The following is an 18,131-nucleotide window of genomic DNA, read 5'->3' as shown; positions in this document are numbered from 1 at the left end:
AGCCGAACAACTATGCCTTTTACACTTGGTCAACGCTGGATCAGCGATACAGAAAGCGAACTTGGATTAGGAACCGTCGTTGCCGTTGATGCGCGCATGGTTACCCTCCTCTTCCCTGCTACCGGTGAAAACCGCCTGTACGCCCGCAATGACTCCCCTGTGACCCGCGTAATGTTCAATCCGGGCGACACCGTGACCAGCCACGAAGGCTGGCAGCTAAAGGTTGAAGACGTAAAAGAAGAGAATGGACTGCTCGCCTACATCGGAACGCGTCTTGATACCGAAGAGACGAACGTCATCCTGCGTGAAGTACTGCTCGACAGCAAACTGGTGTTCAGCAAGCCGCAGGACCGCCTGTTTGCCGGGCAAATCGACCGTATGGATCGCTTCTCGCTGCGCTACCGCGCGCGTAAGTTCCAGAGCGAACAGTACCGCATGCCGTGGAGTGGCCTGCGCGGCCAGCGCACCAGCCTGATCCCCCACCAGTTGAATATCGCCCATGACGTGGGCCGTCGCCATGCGCCCCGCGTGCTGCTGGCTGACGAAGTGGGCCTGGGTAAAACCATCGAAGCGGGCATGATCCTGCACCAGCAGCTGCTCTCCGGCGCTGCCGAGCGCGTGCTGATTGTCGTGCCGGAAACGCTGCAACACCAGTGGCTGGTGGAGATGCTGCGCCGCTTTAACCTGCGCTTCTCCCTCTTCGACGACGAGCGCTATGCCGAAGCGCAGCACGACGCGGACAACCCGTTTGAAACCGAACAGCTGGTGATCTGCTCGCTGGATTTCGTGCGCCGCAGCAAGCAGCGTCTTGAGCATCTGTGCGATGCCGAATGGGACCTGATGGTCGTCGACGAAGCGCACCACCTGGTGTGGAGCGAAGATGCCCCAAGCCGCGAATATATGGCGATTGAACAGCTTGCCGAGCGCGTGCCCGGCGTCATGCTGCTGACCGCAACGCCGGAGCAGCTCGGTCTGGAAAGTCACTTCGCCCGTCTGCGCCTGCTCGATCCAAACCGTTTCCACGACTTCGCTCAGTTCGTGGAAGAGCAGAACAACTACCGTCCGGTTGCGGATGCCGTCGCGCTGCTGCTGGCGGGTAAACGTCTCTCAAACGATGAACTCAACACCCTGAGCGATCTGATTGGCGAGCAGGATATCGAACCGCTGCTGCAGGCTGCGAACAGCGACAGCGAGAATGCGGGATCCGCGCGTAAAGAGCTGATCGACATGCTGATGGACCGTCACGGCACCAGCCGCGTGCTGTTCCGCAACACCCGTAACGGCGTGAAAGGGTTCCCTAAACGCGAACTGCACACCATCAAGCTCCCGCTGCCGACGCAGTATCAGACGGCGATTAAAGTCTCCGGCATTATGGGCGCGCGCAAAACTCAGGAAGAGCGCGCGCGTGACATGCTCTACCCGGAACAGATTTATCAGGAATTTGAAGGCGATACCGGCACCTGGTGGAACTTCGACCCGCGCGTGGAGTGGCTGATGGGCTACCTCACCGCGCACCGCTCCCAGAAAGTGCTGGTGATCTGCGCCAAAGCCGCCACCGCTCTGCAACTGGAACAGGTTCTGCGCGAGCGCGAAGGCATTCGTGCCGCCGTGTTCCACGAAGGCATGTCCATCGTCGAGCGCGACCGAGCGGCGGCGTGGTTCAGTGAAGAGGACAGCGGCGCGCAGGTGATGCTGTGCTCCGAAATCGGTTCTGAAGGGCGTAACTTCCAGTTCGCCAGCAATCTGGTGATGTTCGATCTGCCGTTCAACCCGGATCTGCTGGAGCAGCGTATCGGCCGTCTGGATCGTATCGGCCAGGCGCATGATATTCAGATCCACGTGCCGTACCTGGAAAAAACCGCTCAGTCCGTGCTGGTGCGCTGGTTCCACGAAGGTCTGGATGCGTTTGAGCATACCTGCCCGACGGGTCGCACCATTTATGACCAGGTACACGGCGATCTGATCGGTTACCTGGCCGCGCCGGAAAATACCGACGGTTTTGACGATCTGATTAAATCCTGCCGCGAGAAACATGAAGCGCTGAAGGCGCAGCTTGAACAGGGGCGCGACCGCCTGCTGGAGATCCACTCCAACGGTGGCGAAAAAGCGCAGGCGCTTGCCGAGAGCATTGAAGAACAAGATGACGACACCAGCCTGATCGGCTTCTCCATGAACCTGTTCGACATTGTCGGGATTAACCAGGACGATCGTGGCGAGAACCTGATCGTGTTAACCCCGTCAGACCACATGCTGGTGCCCGATTTCCCGGGCCTGCCGGAAGATGGCTGTACCATCACCTTCGAGCGTGACGTGGCGCTGTCCCGTGAAGATGCTCAGTTCATCACCTGGGAACACCCGCTGATCCGCAACGGGCTGGATCTGATCCTCTCCGGTGATACCGGCAGCAGCACCATCTCCCTGTTGAAAAACAAGGCGCTGCCCGTAGGCACGCTGCTGCTGGAGCTGATCTATGTTGTGGAAGCACAGGCGCCGAAACAGCTTCAGCTCAACCGCTTCCTGCCGCCAACGCCGGTGCGTTTGCTGCTGGATAAAAACGGTACGAACCTGGCAGGACAGGTGGAGTTCGAAAGCTTCAACCGCCAGCTGAGCGCGGTGAACCGCCATACCGGCAGCAAGCTGGTGAACGCGGTGCAGCAGGACGTGCACGCCATTCTCCAGCAGGGCGAAATCCAGATTGAAAAAGCGGCCCGAGACCTGATTGACGCCGCGCGCAATGAAGCCGACGAGAAACTGTCTGCCGAGCTGTCCCGTCTGGAAGCGTTAAAAGCGGTCAACCCGAACATCCGCGACGACGAACTGGCGGCAATTGAAAGCAACCGTCAGCAGGTGCTGGAAAGCCTGAATCAGGCAGGCTGGCGTCTGGATGCCCTGCGTCTTATCGTTGTGACGCATCAGTAAACGGAGCGCAAGATGGTGATGGAGCCGTATAATCCGCCGCAGGATCCCTGGCTGGTCATTCTGTATCAGGATGAACACATTATGGTGGTCAACAAGCCGAGCGGCCTGTTGTCCGTGCCGGGCCGTCTGGATGAGCACAAAGACAGCGTGATGACGCGCATTCAGCGCGATTATCCGCAGGCCGAGTCCGTCCATCGCCTGGACATGGCCACCAGCGGCGTGATTGTGGTGGCGCTGAATAAAGCGGCGGAGCGCGAGCTGAAGCGTCAGTTCCGCGAGCGCGAGCCGAAGAAGCAGTATGTTGCCCGCGTCTGGGGCCACCCGGTGCAGGCGGAAGGGCTGGTGGATTTACCGCTGATTTGCGACTGGCCGAACAGGCCAAAGCAGAAGGTGTGTTATGAAACCGGCAAGGCCGCGCAAACCGAATATGAAGTGCTGGAGTACGCGCCGGATAACACCGCGCGCGTCCTGCTTAAGCCGATTACCGGACGTTCACACCAGCTGCGCGTGCATATGCTTGCGCTGGGTCACCCGATTCTGGGTGACCGTTTCTACGCCCCGCCAGAGGCCCTGGCGTTAGCGCCACGCCTGCAGCTCCATGCGCAGACGCTCACCATCACCCACCCTACTTTCGGTAACGCGATGACGTTTAAAGCCCCGGTGGACTTCTGAAAAAAAAGCCCGACATTGTCGGGCTTTTTCTTATTTGAAACCTTTCTTCTCTTTAATGAGCTCGTACGCCTTCTGGATTTCCTGCGCTTTTTGCTTCGCCATCTCCATCATTTCCGGCGGTAAACCTTTCGCCACCAGCTTGTCAGGATGATGCTCGCTCATCAGCTTACGGTAGGCACGTTTAATCGTGGTTTGATCGTCCGTGGGCTTCACGCCAAGCACGTTGCAGGCATCTTCCAGCGTCGGGCCACGCTGCGCCTGCTGCCATGCACCGCCGGAAGACTGCTGGTGATAGCCGCCGCCAAACTGGGCGCCGCCCTGCATCATGCGCAGGAACTGGTCAAACTGCATACGGGAAATACCCAGTTCTTCCGCAATAACGTACAGGACATCGCGTTCATTGGGGTGAAGCGAGCCGTCGGCAAACGCCGCCTGGATTTGGATTTCCAGAAACATCCGAATTAAATCAAAACGTCCGAAGCAGATGCTACGGAACTGGCGCATCTTTTCACGCAGCGGATAGTTATCCGATTTACCGATGCGAAACGCATTCTGCGCCGCCAGGCGGGACTCACCATGCAGGTTCATGCGATCCATAAAAACGCTGGCAATTTGAATATCCGCTTCGGTCACGCGGCCTTTGGATTTGGTTAAGTGCCCCATGACCTCAAAGGTGGTGGAGAAAAAGAGCGACTGGCGCTCGCGCTGATTGGCAAACCAGGCCATTTTGCGGCTGCGTGCCTTATCAAACATATGGCCAATGATAAGCCCAAGCACAATTCCCCAGAACCCGGCACCCATGATGATGGCGAACGCAACGCCGATTATTTTACCCCAATACTGCATATACTCCCCGGATAGTCATATTCCCTGCCGACGCAACGTCATCATCACAGTGTTCAAGCCACGGTCAATTGAAGGACATCGCCTATAATTTGCTTTATCATACTCGTCATTCGATAGCGAGCCTAACACTCTGGCGCGCAAACGGGCAGGATTAACGCTGGTACTGCGCTGATGAGTAAGATAGTCTCTGAGCGTTTGTAAGCCGTAGCCACTGATGACGGAACAATAAAATATAACGTATGAAAAAACGTATCCCCACCCTCCTGGCCACAATGATTGGCTCCGCCCTGTACAGTCAACAGGGGCTGGCGGCCGATCTCGCCTCGCAGTGTATGCTTGGCGTCCCAAGTTATAATCGCCCACTGGTGGAGGGCGATACAAATAGCTTGCCGGTAACCATTACTGCCGATAGCTCCAAAGGTACTTATCCTGACAATGCCACGTTTACGGGCAATGTGGATATTAACCAGGGCAATAGCCGCCTGCAGGCTGATGAAGTGCAGTTGCACCAGAAGCAGCCGGAAGGCGCGGTCGAGCCGGTACGAACGGTGGATGCGCTGGGTAATGTGCACTATGACGACAATCAGGTCATCCTGAAAGGTCCGAAAGCCTGGTCAAACCTGAATACCAAAGATACTAACGTCTGGGAAGGTGATTACCAGATGGTGGGTCGCCAGGGACGCGGTAAAGCGGACCTGATGAAACAGCGCGGTGAAAACCGCTATACGATTCTGGAGAATGGCTCCTTTACATCATGTCTGCCGGGTTCAAATACCTGGAGCGTGGTCGGGAGCGAAGTTATCCATGACCGTGAAGAGCAGGTCGCAGAGATCTGGAACGCACGCTTTAAGCTGGGTCCGGTGCCGGTATTCTACAGCCCTTATCTCCAGCTTCCCGTGGGTGACAAGCGTCGCTCGGGCTTCCTGATCCCGAATGCCAAATACAGCACCTCGAACTACTTTGAGTTCTACCTGCCGTATTACTGGAACATCGCGCCCAACATGGACGCCACGATCACGCCGCATTATATCCACAAGCGCGGCAACATCATGTGGGAAAACGAGTTCCGCTATCTGACTCAGGCCGGTGCTGGCCTGATGGAGCTGGATTATCTGCCGTCGGATAAGGTCTTCCAGGATGAGCACCCTACAGAAGGCGATAAACACCGCTGGCTATTCTACTGGCAGCATGCCGGAGTGATGGATCAGGTGTGGCGCTTTAACGTTGACTATACCAAAGTCAGCGACTCATCTTATTTTAACGACTTCTCGTCTAAATACGGTTCGAGCACGGATGGCTATGCCACGCAGAAGTTCAGCGTAGGCTATGCGGTGCAGAACTTTGATGCAACCGTCTCAACCAAGCAGTTCCAGGTATTCTCTGACCAGTCCACGCCTACCTATGGTGCAGAGCCGCAGCTGGACGTTAACTGGTATCAGAATAATGTAGGTCCATTCGACACCCGGGTTTACGCTCAGGCGGTACATTTCGTGAACACGGATTCGGACATGCCGGAAGCTACGCGTGTTCACCTGGAGCCGACGATCAATCTGCCGTGGTCTAACGACTGGGCAAGCCTGAATACCGAAGCCAAGCTGATGGCGACGCACTATCAGCAAAAAAATATTGATAATTACAACACCACGAAGAATGCGCATCTGGAAGAGTCGGTTAACCGAACGCTCCCGCAGTTCAAAATGGACGGGAAGCTGATCTTCGAGCGTGATATGGGCCTGCTGGCGGATGGTTATACCCAGACGCTTGAGCCACGTATGCAGTATTTGTACGTACCGTACCGCGATCAGAGCAAGATTCAGAACTACGACTCGTCTTTACTGCAGTCTGACTACAGCGGCCTGTTCCGTGACCGTACTTACGGCGGTCTGGACCGTATCGCCTCCGCTAACCAGTTAACGACCGGCGTCACAACACGCGTTTATGATGATGCCGCCGTTGAACGTTTTAACGTTTCTGTTGGTCAAATCTACTATTTCACCGAGTCACGTACCGGTGATGACAACATTCAGTGGGAGAAAGACAACAAAACGGGATCGCTGGTATGGGCGGGAGATACGTACTGGCGCATGACTGACCGTTGGGGCCTGCGTGGTGGTGTGCAATATGACACTCGCCTCGATAATATCGCCACAAGCAGTGCCGCTATTGAGTACCGTCGCGATGAAGACCGCATGGTACAGTTGACGTATCGTTATGCCAGCCCGGAATATATTCAGGCAACATTGCCTTCTTATGCAGGCGCAGAACAGTATAAAGACGGCATCTCGCAGGTTGGTGGTGCAGCTAGCTGGCCTATCGCCGACCGCTGGTCAATCGTAGGCGCTTACTACTTTGACACCAACGCGAATAAGCCAGCGGACCAGATGGTTGGTCTGCAATATAACTCCTGCTGTTACGCGCTGCGCGTCGGTTACGAGCGTAAGCTTAACGGCTGGGACACTGTAAACAATCAGAGCAAATACGATAACGTGATTGGCTTTAATGTCGAACTGCGCGGCCTGAGCTCCAACTACGGCCTGGGCACGCATCAGATGCTGCGTTCGAACATTCTGCCGTACAGTAGTTCTTTGTAATGTGCTTGATTTACAACGTAATCCGCTTTGCGGTTAATTGAAATGGAAAAAGTATGAAGAACTGGAAAACGCTGCTGCTTGGTGTCGCTATGGTTGCGAATACCAGCTTCGCGGCCCCCCAGGTTGTTGATAAGGTCGCCGCTGTCGTTAACAACGGCGTCGTGCTCGAAAGTGACGTTGATGGTCTGATGAAATCCGTGAAGCTCAATTCGGGCGAAGCGGGTCAGCAACTTCCGGATGACGCCACGCTGCGCCACCAGATTCTGGAGCGTCTGATCATGGATCAGATTATCCTGCAGATGGGTCAGAAAATGGGCGTGAAGGTGACTGACGAGCAGCTTGATCAGGCTATCGCTAACATTGCAAAGCAGAACAACATGTCGCCGGACCAGATGCGCAGCCGTCTGGCCTATGACGGCATCAGCTACGCTACCTACCGTAACCAGATCCGTAAAGAGATGCTGATCTCGGAAGTGCGTAACAATGAAGTGCGTCGTCGCGTCACGATCCTGCCTCAGGAAGTGGATGCGCTGGCAAAACAGGTGGGCAACCAGAACGATGCGAGCACAGAGCTGAACCTGAGCCACATTCTGATCCCACTGCCAGAGAACCCAACGTCAGATCAGGCTGCTGAAGCAGAAAGTCAGGCACGTTCAATTGTCGACCAGGCGCGTAACGGCGGCGACTTTGGCAAGCTGGCTATCACCTACTCTGCTGACCAACAGGCCCTGAAAGGCGGTCAGATGGGCTGGGGACGTATCCAGGAGCTGCCATCTATCTTTGCTCAGGCGCTGAGCACGGCGAAGAAAGGCGATATCGTCGGTCCAATCCGTTCAGGGGTGGGCTTCCACATTCTGAAAGTGAACGATCTGCGCGGTCAGAGCCAGAATATCTCCGTGACTGAAGTTCACGCTCGCCACATTCTGCTGAAGCCGTCACCGATCATGACTGACGATCAGGCGCGTGCGAAGCTGGAGCAAATTGCCGCAGATATTAAGAGCGGTAAAACGTCGTTTGCCAATGCAGCGAAAGAGTTCTCTCAGGATCCTGGCTCTGCGAACCAGGGCGGCGATCTGGGCTGGGCGACTGCGGACATTTACGATCCTGCCTTCCGCGATGCGCTGATGAAGCTGAATAAAGGCCAGATCAGTGCCCCGGTTCACTCTTCATTTGGCTGGCATCTGATCGAGCTGATGGACACCCGCAACGTGGACAAAACGGATGCGGCGCAGAAAGACAGAGCCTATCGTATGCTGTTTAACCGTAAATTCTCCGAAGAAGCGGCAACCTGGATGCAGGAACAGCGCGCCAGTGCTTACGTGAAAGTCCTGAGCAACTAATGAAACAGCATCGTGTTGTTATCACTCCCGGCGAACCCGCCGGGATTGGGCCTGACCTCGTTGTCCAGCTCGCCCAGCGCAGCTGGCCAGTAGAATTGGTTGTCTGCGCGGATGCAACACTGTTACAAGACCGGGCGAATCTGCTCGGTCTGCCCTTAACGCTCATCCCTTACGTTGAAGGCCAACAGCCCGCACCACAGCAGGCCGGTACGCTCACTCTTCTTTCTGTTCCCCTTCGTACTCCCGTTGTTCCAGGCCAGCTCAGCACGGAAAATGGCCACTACGTCGTGGAAACCCTTGCCCGCGCCTGCGACGGTTGCCTGAAGGGGGAATTTGCCGCTCTGATCACCGGCCCCGTGCATAAGGGCGTCATCAACGAAGCGGGCATACCGTTTACCGGGCATACCGAGTTTTTCGAAGAGCGCTCGCACAGCCCGAAAGTGGTGATGATGCTGGCGACGGAAGCGATGCGCGTTGCTCTCGTGACCACCCATCTACCGATCAAGGCCATTCCTGATGCCATCACCCCGGAACTGCTGCGGGAGATCATCGGGATCCTGCATCACGATCTGCAGACAAAATTCGGGATCCCGCAGCCGCATGTGCTGGTCTGCGGCCTCAATCCGCACGCCGGCGAAGGCGGGCACATGGGCACCGAAGAGATCGACACCATTATTCCGGTGCTTGAAGAAATGCGCGCCAAAGGGATGAATCTCAGCGGGCCGCTGCCTGCGGACACCCTTTTCCAGCCAAAATACCTGGATAATGCCGACGCCGTCCTCGCGATGTACCACGATCAGGGTCTGCCCGTGCTAAAATACCAGGGCTTTGGCCGCGGGGTGAATATCACCCTCGGTTTACCCTTTATTCGAACGTCCGTTGACCACGGCACTGCGCTGGATCTGGCAGGCCAGGGGAAAGCGGATGTCGGCAGTTTTATTACGGCGCTTAATCTCGCCATCAAAATGATTGTTAATACTCAATGACTAATCGAGTCCATCAGGGCCACTTAGCCCGTAAACGCTTCGGGCAAAACTTTCTCAACGATCAATTCGTGATCGACAGCATCGTCTCTGCTATTAATCCGCAGAAGGGTCAGGCTATGGTCGAAATCGGCCCGGGCCTTGCCGCACTGACCGAGCCGGTAGGCGAACGCCTCGACGAGCTGACCGTTATCGAACTGGACCGCGACCTTGCCGCACGCCTGCAAACGCACCCGTTCCTCGGACCAAAGCTGACCATCTATCAGCAGGATGCCATGACCATGAATTTTGGCGAACTGTCGGAAAAAATGGGCCAGCCGCTGCGCGTGTTCGGCAACCTGCCGTATAACATCTCCACGCCGCTAATGTTCCACCTCTTTAGCTATACTGATGCCATTGCCGACATGCACTTCATGTTGCAAAAAGAGGTTGTTAACCGTCTGGTTGCAGGGCCGAACAGTAAAGCGTATGGTCGTTTAAGCGTGATGGCACAATATTACTGCAACGTGATCCCGGTACTCGAAGTACCGCCATCAGCGTTCACGCCGCCACCGAAAGTAGATTCTGCGGTTGTGCGCCTTGTGCCGCACAAAACGAAACCGTATCCGGTTAAAGATCTGCGTGTACTCAGCCGCATCACCACGGAAGCCTTTAACCAGCGCCGTAAAACGATCCGTAACAGTCTGAGCAATTCGTTTACCGTTGAGGTGTTAGCAGAGCTGGGGATCGACCCGGCAATGCGTGCGGAAAACATTTCCGTAGAGCAGTACTGCAAGCTGGCTAATTACATCAGCGAAAATGCGCCGCCGAAGGAGAGTTAAGCCATGATTGATTCGCCCCGCGTATGTGTCCATGTACAAAGCGTCTATGTTGAATCGCAATCCTCGCCGGATGAAGAGCGTTTTGTCTTTGCTTACACCGTGACCATTCGCAATCTGGGGCGGATGCCCGTGCAGCTGCGCGGGCGCTACTGGCTTATCACCAACGGCAATGGCCGCGAAATTGAAGTTCAGGGTGAAGGAGTGGTCGGTGAACAGCCCCACATCGCCCCTGGCGAAGAGTATCAGTACACCAGCGGCGCGGTAATTGAAACGCCGCTGGGTACCATGCAAGGCCATTATGAAATGGTCGACGTCGATGGCAATGTGTTCCGCGTTGCTATTCCTGTGTTCCGTCTCGCCGTAACCACACTCATTCATTAATCTAATGTCTACATATCTGATTGGCGACGTTCACGGTTGCTACGATGAACTGATCGCATTGTTAAAACAGGTCGACTTTACGCCAGGACAGGACACGCTCTGGCTGACGGGCGATTTAGTCGCGCGTGGTCCGGGCTCGCTTGAGGTTTTACGTTTCGTCAAATCTCTGGGCGACAGCGTGCGCATGGTGCTGGGCAATCACGATCTTCACCTGTTGGCCGTATTTGCCGGGATCAGCCGCAACAAACCTAAAGATCGCCTCTCTCCCCTGCTGGATGCGCCAGACGCGGACGACCTGATTAACTGGCTGCGCCGCCAGCCTTTACTGCAGGTCGATGAGGAGAAAAAGCTGGTCATGGCTCATGCCGGGATCACCCCGCAATGGGATCTTGAGACGGCTAAAACCTGCGCGCGTGACGTTGAGGCGGTGCTGGCGAGCGACTCGTACCCCTTCTTCCTTGATGCCATGTACGGCGATATGCCGAATCACTGGAGCGAGGATCTCAGCGGTCTGGCCCGCCTGCGCTTTATTACCAACGCTTTTACGCGCATGCGTTTCTGCTTCCCGAACGGGCAGCTGGACATGTATTCCAAAGAGACGCCGGAAAGCGCGCCTGCCCCGCTCAAACCGTGGTTTGCCATTCCTGGACCCGTGACAAGCGAGTACAACGTCGTCTTTGGCCACTGGGCTGCGCTGGAAGGAAAAGGCACGCCGGACGGGATCTACGGTCTGGATACCGGATGCTGCTGGGGCGGAGAGTTGACCTGCTTACGCTGGGAAGATAAAACTTACTTTGTTCAGCCGTCCAACCGACAGCTGGACTTAGGGGGAAGTGAGGCCGTTGCCTCCTGAATCATTCCCTCTCCCGGGCGGGAGAGGGACATCACTTAACGACGTTCCAGAATCTCGAAGCAGTAGCTGTGGGAGTTCTGTGCATCCGCGTCGTGGAACTCGCTGAATACCGATTCCCACTCGTCCGGATCGTAATCCGGGAAATGGGTGTCCCCTTCCACTTCCGCATCAATGTGGGTCAGATACAGCTTCTGCGCCTTAGGCAGGAACTGCTCATACACTCGGCCGCCGCCGATCACCATGATCTCTTCGGCGTCACCGCAGGCGGCAATCGCTTCATCAACGGACTTAACCCATTCGACGCGATCGTCAGTGCCCGGCTGGCTACTGATAACGATATTCTTACGGCCCGGCAATGGACGACCAATCGACTCCCAGGTCAGGCGGCCCATCACTACCGGCTTGTTTAACGTAGTACGTTTAAACCATGCGAGATCGGCAGGCAGGTTCCACGGCATGGCATTTTCCATACCGATAACGCGGTCCACCGCCAGCGCTGCAATCAGACTGATCATTGAAAATTTCCCGGATGCAAAAAATTGCCGCCACTATACGGAAAGCTTAATCTTTCGTCGACTGGCGGCAGAGTAAAGATACAGAAATTTTTTATTATTGCTGGCAACTCCACTTCACGCGGAAGGTTTACTCTCGGGCTCGTCAGCCGGATCGCCGGTATGCTTGCCCTCTTCCGTGCCCTGCCAGCCATGACGTTGGATCAGCGACAGGTGATTGCGATCCTCGTTAATGATTTCTGTCAGCATGGCGCTGGTGCGTTTAAACACCGCCGCACGCTCCGTGGCCGTACTGCCGGCCATCGCCGCCATCTCTTCCACCATCCCGGTGTTAAAGCGGCGGAACAGGTCCGCACGTTCGCGCGCTTCATACGCGCCGAGCCCCAGATTCTCCAGCGCCAGGCGGCCAGACTTCAGCGCGCCTTCGAACGTTTCACGCTCCGGCGCCTCTACGCCCGCCTGACGCAGCCGGATGTAATGATCCACATCGCGCGCGCGGGAGATAATGGTCAGCCCCGGAAAATGCTCTTTTACCAGCTCCACCATCTGCATGCTGGTCTCAGGATCGTCAATGGCGTTAATCAATACCTCAGCTTTTGCCGCCCCGGCGGATTCCAGCAGATCGACGCGAGTCGCATCGCCGTAAAACACCTTCATATCAAATTTACGCAGGGTATCGACATGGTCAGGATCGTGATCGAGAATCACCATTTTCACCCCGCTTGACAGCAGTAAACGCCCGACGATCTGCCCGTAGCGACCAAATCCGGCGATGATGACGCGCGGCTGCTCCTCATCGATCTCGTCGGCTTCGCGCTCCTGCTCGCTGCCTGATTTTTCCAGACGCGTCAGCACCACCAGTAGAACAGGCGTTGCCGCCATCGACAGCGCGACCGCCAGCGTCAGCGCTTTCGCCCACTCGGGATCGAGCACGTTTGCCATCTGCGCGGCACCAAAGACCACGAATGCAAATTCGCTCCCCTGACCCAGCAGTACGGCAAACCAGCGGCGCTGCTTGTTCGGCACCTTCAATGGACGCGCAATCAGCCACAGCATCGCCATTTTAATCACCAGGAAACCGACGAGCAGGATGACGATCCGCAGCGGGTGCGTGACCAGCGTGCCGAAGTCGACGGACATCCCCACGCCGATGAAAAACAGCCCCAGCAGCAGCCCTTTGAACGGCTCGATATCGCTTTCTAGGGCGTGACGATATTCAGAGCTCGCCAGCAGAACGCCTGCGAGGAACGCCCCCATCGCCATCGACAGCCCGGCTTCCTCCAGCAGCAAACCAAAGCCAAACACCAGGAACAGCGCCACGGCGCTGAACACTTCGCGCAGACCTGAACGGGCAACAAACCGCAGTAACGGGCGGGTCACGTAGCGGCCAAGCAGGACCACCAGCGCCAGCGCCCCCACGACTTTTAATGCCGACAGCGCAAACGCCCCCAGCGTCGTGGATGAGCCGCTTGCCGCCAGCAACGGGATCATCGCCACCAGCGGAATAGCGGCGATATCCTGGAACAGCAGCACCGAGAACGCGCTGCGTCCCATCTGCGAGACCGTCAGATTTCGCTCGTTCATCGCCTGCATGGCGATGGCCGTCGAGGAGAGCGCCAGCGTCATGCCGATAAGCTCCGCCACTTTCCAGTCCATGCCCAACAGGATGCAGAACCCACCGAGCAGCAGGCCGCAGGCCACCATCTGCAGCGCGCCTCCGCCAAATACCGAGGCGCGAAGTTTCCATAACCTCTGCGGATCCAGCTCCAGACCAATCACAAACAGCATCAGCACGACGCCAATTTCAGCGAAATGGAGGATCGCCTCCGCATCCGTTACCAGTCGAAAGCCCCAGGGCCCAATGACGCAGCCCGCAATCAGGTAGCCGAGAACCGACCCCAGCCCCAGACGTACCGCCACCGGCACAATCAGCGCCGCCGCGCCGAGATAAATCAGCGCCTGTATCAGCGTATGGCTATCCATGATGCGTCTCCTGCCACTCAAGCAAGCGTTGTTTATAATGGCGAGCCTGCGCCTGCAGCGTTTCATCGTCGCAAACAAAGGTGCAATGCATCGCAAAAGGCGGGAGCCAGTTCAGCCCGCAGTAAAGCGCCGTAGCCTGCAGCGGCTGCGCCAGGACGTCAAACCCCGGGAAGGTACCAATATCAAAGTGGCTTTCTCCTCCGCCCGTAGTGACCGCCCACATCAGGCTTTTTCCTTTTAGCGCATGGCCGTTGTGGCCGTAAGCCCAGCCGTGGGAGAAGACTTTATCAATCCACAACTTCAGGAGCGGCGGCGTGCTGTACCACTGCATCGGGTGCTGCCAGACGATCAGATCGGCACGGGAGAGCGCCTCCTGTTCGGCGGCGATATCGATATTAAAATCGGGATAGAGTTGATAGAGGGAACGTATCTCTACGTTATCCAGCGTCCTTGCCTGCTCAAGCATCCGCTTATTCGCATGCGAGTGCTGCGGATAAGGGTGCGCATAAATTATCACAATCATTGAGTAGCCTGTTGTTTTACTGCCTTCTTTTACCAGAAGAGTGTAGTCAGTAATTCAACAGGCTAATAGTGAATATTATTGACGGGCTTACGTCAGAATTCTGAATTAGTTATCCAGCTCGCCCATGGATTTCACCTGGTCGCGATTAATCTGTTCAGTTTGACCGGTTTCGGCGTTTTTGTACGACACCAGGCCGGTATCGTCATCCACCTGCGGTTTCCCGTCAGTCACGATGGTTTTACCATCGGTGGTTTTTACTGCCTGATTGGACGAACAGCCCGCGACGGTAAACATTGCGGTGGCAGCCAGAACGGAAGCGATCAGTAATTTATTTTGCATGGTGTTTTCCCCTGCTCTCAGTTGAATTTTCGTTATCGACCTAACTATTTTAGGCTAACTGACTGAAAGCGGATGAAAAACCAGAAGGTTCTTAAGATGAGAAAATTGCCCGGTAACCGAACGGTACCGGGCAATGGGGGTTACTTGCTAATCTGCGCGTGCATTTCCTGCACCGAAATCACCTTTTCGGTGGCATCCGCATTCAGCGCCATCGCTGTTGCGAAACCGCCGTTCAGGGTGGTGTCGTAGTGCACTTTGTATTGCAGCGCGCTGCGGCGAATCAGCTTGGAGTCTTCAATCGCCTGGCGTCCTGCGGTGGTGTTGATGATGTAGGTATATTCGCCATTCTTGATACGATCCTGAATGTGCGGACGACCTTCATGCACCTTGTTCACCAGACGCGGGTTAATACCGGCTTCACCCAGCACAATCGCCGTACCGTGGGTTGCGTCCAGCTCGAAGCCCTGTTTCAGCAGCTTGGCGGCCAGGTCAACCACGCGCTCTTTATCGCCTTCGCGAACGGAGAGCAGCGCACGGCCCGATTTTCTCATGGTTGAGCTGCTGCCCAGCTGCGCCTTGGCAAACGCTTCTGCGAAGGTGCGGCCCACGCCCATCACTTCCCCGGTTGAACGCATTTCTGGCCCTAACAGCGGGTCAACGCCCGGGAATTTGTTGAACGGCAGCACCACCTCTTTCACCGAGTAATACGGCGGGATGATCTCTTTTGTCACGCCCTGCTGAGCCAGCGTCTGGCCAGCCATCACGCGCGCCGCCACTTTCGCCAGCGGAATACCGGTCGCTTTAGAGACGAACGGTACGGTACGCGCCGCACGCGGGTTGACTTCAATCAGATAAACTTCGTTGTCTTTCACCGCGAACTGAACGTTCATCAGGCCACGAACCTGCAACTCAAAGGCCAGCTTCTGCACCTGCTGGCGCATCACGTCCTGAATTTCCTGGCTCAGCGTGTAGGCCGGCAGAGAACAGGCGGAGTCGCCGGAGTGCACGCCCGCCTGCTCGATGTGCTCCATGATGCCGCCAATCAGCACCATTTCGCCGTCGCAGATGGCGTCAACGTCCACCTCAACCGCGTCGTCGAGGAAGCGGTCAAGCAGTACTGGCGCATCGTTGGAAACGCTCACCGCCGTCTGGAAGTAGCGACGCAGGTCGGCTTCGTCGTAGACGATTTCCATCGCGCGGCCGCCCAGGACGTAGGAAGGACGCACCACCAGCGGGTAACCAATCTCCTTCGCCTTCTCAACGGCCATTTCAATGGCGGTCACCGTGGCGTTCGCCGGCTGCTTCAGCTTCAGACGGTCAACCGCCTGCTGGAAACGCTCACGATCTTCCGCGCGGTCAATCGCGTCCGGGCTGGTACCGATAACCGGTACGCCTGCCGCTTCCAGCGCGCGCGCCAGCTTCAGCGGGGTCTGACCGCCGTACTGCACGATAACGCCTTTTGGCTTCTCGATGCGCACGATTTCCAGCACGTCTTCCAGGGTAACCGGCTCGAAGTAGAGACGGTCAGAGGTGTCGTAGTCGGTAGAAACGGTTTCCGGGTTACAGTTGACCATGATGGTCTCGTACCCGTCTTCGCGCAGCGCCAGCGAGGCGTGTACGCAGCAGTAGTCGAACTCGATGCCCTGGCCGATACGGTTTGGACCGCCGCCCAGCACCATAATCTTGTCGCGGTCGACGGACGGGTTCGCTTCGCACTCGTCTTCATAGGTGGAGTACATGTACGCGGTATCGGTCGAGAACTCGGCCGCGCAGGTGTCCACGCGCTTGTAAACCGGGTGCAGGTCATACTGGTCGCGCAGCTTGCGGATTTCCGCTTCGCGCACGCCCGCCAGCTTAGCCAGACGCGCATCTGCGAAGCCTTTACGCTTCAGCATGCGCAGGAAGTCTGCGTCCAGGCCGTTGATACCCAGCTCCGCCACTTTCTCTTCCAGACGCACCAGCTCTTCAATCTGCACCAGGAACCAGCGGTCGATGTTGGTCAGGTTAAATACGCCGTCGACGGACAGGCCCGCGCGGAAGGCATCGGCGATGTACCAGATACGCTCTGCGCCCGCGTCTTTCAGCTCGCGGCGGATTTTGGTCAGCGCTTCCGGGTCGTCCAGGCTCACTTTCGGGTCAAAGCCGGTGGCGCCCACTTCCAGACCGCGCAGCGCTTTTTGCAGGGATTCCTGCTGCGTGCGGCCAATCGCCATCACTTCACCCACAGATTTCATCTGGGTCGTCAGACGGTCGTTCGCGCCCGCGAATTTCTCGAAGTTAAAGCGAGGAATTTTAGTCACAACGTAGTCGATGGACGGCTCGAAGGACGCAGGCGTGCGGCCACCGGTGATGTCGTTCATCAGCTCGTCGAGGGTGTAACCCACTGCCAGCTTCGCCGCCACTTTCGCAATCGGGAAGCCGGTGGCTTTGGAGGCCAGCGCGGAGGAGCGGGACACGCGCGGGTTCATTTCGATAACAATCAGACGGCCGGTTTTCGGGTTAACGGAGAACTGCACGTTAGAGCCGCCGGTTTCCACGCCGATTTCACGCAGTACCGCCATCGAGGCGTTACGCATGATTTGATACTCTTTGTCGGTCAGCGTCTGGGCTGGCGCAACGGTGATGGAGTCGCCGGTGTGGATACCCATCGCATCGAAGTTTTCGATGGAGCAGACGATGATGCAGTTGTCGTTTTTATCACGCACCACTTCCATCTCGTACTCTTTCCAGCCAATCAGCGATTCATCAATCAGCAGCTCTTTGGTTGGGGAGAGATCCAGACCGCGCTCGCAAATCTCTTCGAACTCTTCGCGGTTGTAGGCGATACCGCCACCGGTGCCGCCCATGGTGAACGATGGACGGATGATGCACGGATAGCCCACTTCAGCCGCAACGGCCAGCGCCTCTTCCATGTTATGCGCAATACCGGAACGCGCGGTGTCGAGGCCGATTTTCTTCATCGCCACGTCAAAGCGGCGACGGTCTTCGGCTTTATCAATCGCGTCGGCGGTCGCACCAATCATGGTGACGCCAAATTCTGCCAGCACGCCCTGACGCTCCAGCTCCAGCGCGCAGTTCAGCGCCGTCTGGCCGCCCATGGTTGGCAGCACCGCGTCCGGGCGCTCTTTTTCGATGATTTTACGCACCACTTCCCAGTGAATCGGCTCGATGTAGGTGGCATCCGCCATTTCCGGGTCAGTCATGATGGTCGCCGGGTTAGAGTTAACCAGGATAACGCGGTAACCCTCTTCGCGCAGCGCTTTACACGCCTGCGCGCCGGAGTAGTCGAATTCGCAGGCCTGGCCGATGACGATCGGTCCAGCGCCAAGGATCAGGATGCTTTTTATGTCTGTACGTTTTGGCATGGT

General features: G+C 56.7%; 14 protein-coding genes. 8 read left to right on the top strand and 6 right to left on the bottom strand.

What is annotated here, in order from left to right:
* Window positions 1–12: 12 nt before the first annotated feature.
* Window positions 13–2,919: an RNA polymerase-associated protein RapA gene (rapA, locus tag DG357_RS03725; RefSeq protein WP_088204582.1), complete on the top strand. Its 2,907-nt coding sequence runs from the start codon at window positions 13–15 to the stop codon at window positions 2,917–2,919.
* 12 nt (window positions 2,920–2,931) lie between these two features.
* Window positions 2,932–3,591 (top strand): bifunctional tRNA pseudouridine(32) synthase/23S rRNA pseudouridine(746) synthase RluA, encoded by a 660-nt coding sequence (gene rluA, locus DG357_RS03720; RefSeq protein ID WP_088204583.1) that lies wholly within the window; start codon window positions 2,932–2,934, stop codon window positions 3,589–3,591.
* Window positions 3,592–3,621: 30 nt separating this feature from the next.
* Here the strand turns inward: rluA and djlA are convergent, their stop codons facing one another.
* Window positions 3,622–4,437 (bottom strand): co-chaperone DjlA, encoded by an 816-nt coding sequence (djlA, locus tag DG357_RS03715; protein ID WP_028015483.1) that lies wholly within the window; start codon window positions 4,435–4,437, stop codon window positions 3,622–3,624.
* Window positions 4,438–4,676: 239 nt separating this feature from the next.
* On the opposite strand from djlA, the gene lptD reads away from it, so the two are divergent.
* The 6 genes from lptD to apaH are packed head-to-tail and all read left to right on the top strand — an operon-like array spanning window position 4,677 to window position 11,406.
* The gene (lptD, locus tag DG357_RS03710) at window positions 4,677–7,028 is read left to right on the top strand and encodes an LPS assembly protein LptD (RefSeq protein WP_088204584.1); all 2,352 of its coding nucleotides are present in this window, start codon (window positions 4,677–4,679) and stop codon (window positions 7,026–7,028) included.
* Window positions 7,029–7,081: 53 nt separating this feature from the next.
* Window positions 7,082–8,368 carry a peptidylprolyl isomerase SurA gene (gene surA, locus DG357_RS03705; RefSeq protein WP_049137722.1) on the top strand — a complete coding sequence of 429 codons (1,287 nt, stop codon included), beginning with the start codon at window positions 7,082–7,084 and terminating at the stop codon, window positions 8,366–8,368.
* Window positions 8,368–9,354: a 4-hydroxythreonine-4-phosphate dehydrogenase PdxA gene (gene pdxA / locus DG357_RS03700; protein ID WP_041911259.1), complete on the top strand. Its 987-nt coding sequence runs from the start codon at window positions 8,368–8,370 to the stop codon at window positions 9,352–9,354. Before surA ends, pdxA begins: the two co-directional genes overlap by 1 nt.
* Window positions 9,351–10,172 (top strand): 16S rRNA (adenine(1518)-N(6)/adenine(1519)-N(6))-dimethyltransferase RsmA, encoded by an 822-nt coding sequence (gene rsmA / locus DG357_RS03695; RefSeq protein ID WP_028015479.1) that lies wholly within the window; start codon window positions 9,351–9,353, stop codon window positions 10,170–10,172. The genes pdxA and rsmA overlap by 4 nt, the downstream gene beginning before the upstream one ends.
* 3 nt (window positions 10,173–10,175) lie before the next feature.
* The gene (gene apaG, locus DG357_RS03690) at window positions 10,176–10,553 is read left to right on the top strand and encodes a Co2+/Mg2+ efflux protein ApaG (protein ID WP_014882505.1); all 378 of its coding nucleotides are present in this window, start codon (window positions 10,176–10,178) and stop codon (window positions 10,551–10,553) included.
* Between the two features lie 4 nt (window positions 10,554–10,557).
* Entirely contained in the window at window positions 10,558–11,406 is an 849-nt protein-coding gene (gene apaH, locus DG357_RS03685) for a bis(5'-nucleosyl)-tetraphosphatase (symmetrical) ApaH (RefSeq protein ID WP_047367308.1), read from the top strand.
* Between the two features lie 35 nt (window positions 11,407–11,441).
* Here the strand turns inward: apaH and folA are convergent, their stop codons facing one another.
* The 5 genes from folA to carB form a co-directional block, all read right to left on the bottom strand.
* Window positions 11,442–11,921 carry a type 3 dihydrofolate reductase gene (gene folA / locus DG357_RS03680; protein ID WP_006173915.1) on the bottom strand — a complete coding sequence of 160 codons (480 nt, stop codon included), beginning with the start codon at window positions 11,919–11,921 and terminating at the stop codon, window positions 11,442–11,444.
* Window positions 11,922–12,035: 114 nt separating this feature from the next.
* On the bottom strand, window positions 12,036–13,901 hold the full coding sequence (gene kefC / locus DG357_RS03670) for a glutathione-regulated potassium-efflux system protein KefC (RefSeq protein ID WP_048960661.1): 1,866 nt from the start codon (window positions 13,899–13,901) through the stop codon (window positions 12,036–12,038).
* Window positions 13,894–14,424: a glutathione-regulated potassium-efflux system oxidoreductase KefF gene (gene kefF / locus DG357_RS03665; protein WP_088204585.1), complete on the bottom strand. Its 531-nt coding sequence runs from the start codon at window positions 14,422–14,424 to the stop codon at window positions 13,894–13,896. The genes kefC and kefF overlap by 8 nt, the downstream gene beginning before the upstream one ends.
* A 105-nt stretch (window positions 14,425–14,529) precedes the next feature.
* Complete coding sequence (locus tag DG357_RS03660; protein WP_003856439.1) at window positions 14,530–14,763, bottom strand: YgdI/YgdR family lipoprotein; 234 nt, start codon at window positions 14,761–14,763, stop codon at window positions 14,530–14,532.
* Between the two features lie 140 nt (window positions 14,764–14,903).
* A complete protein-coding gene (carB, locus tag DG357_RS03655; protein WP_041911263.1) occupies window positions 14,904–18,128 on the bottom strand; it encodes a carbamoyl-phosphate synthase large subunit in 3,225 nt (1,074 codons plus the stop codon).
* Between the last annotated feature and the right edge of the window lie 3 nt (window positions 18,129–18,131).

Origin of the sequence: Enterobacter bugandensis, assembly GCF_900324475.1 — a bacterium.
Taxonomy (GTDB): domain Bacteria; phylum Pseudomonadota; class Gammaproteobacteria; order Enterobacterales; family Enterobacteriaceae; genus Enterobacter; species Enterobacter bugandensis.
The sequence above is the reverse complement of the archived record's forward strand: the minus strand, read 5'-3'. Positions and strand labels throughout refer to the sequence as shown.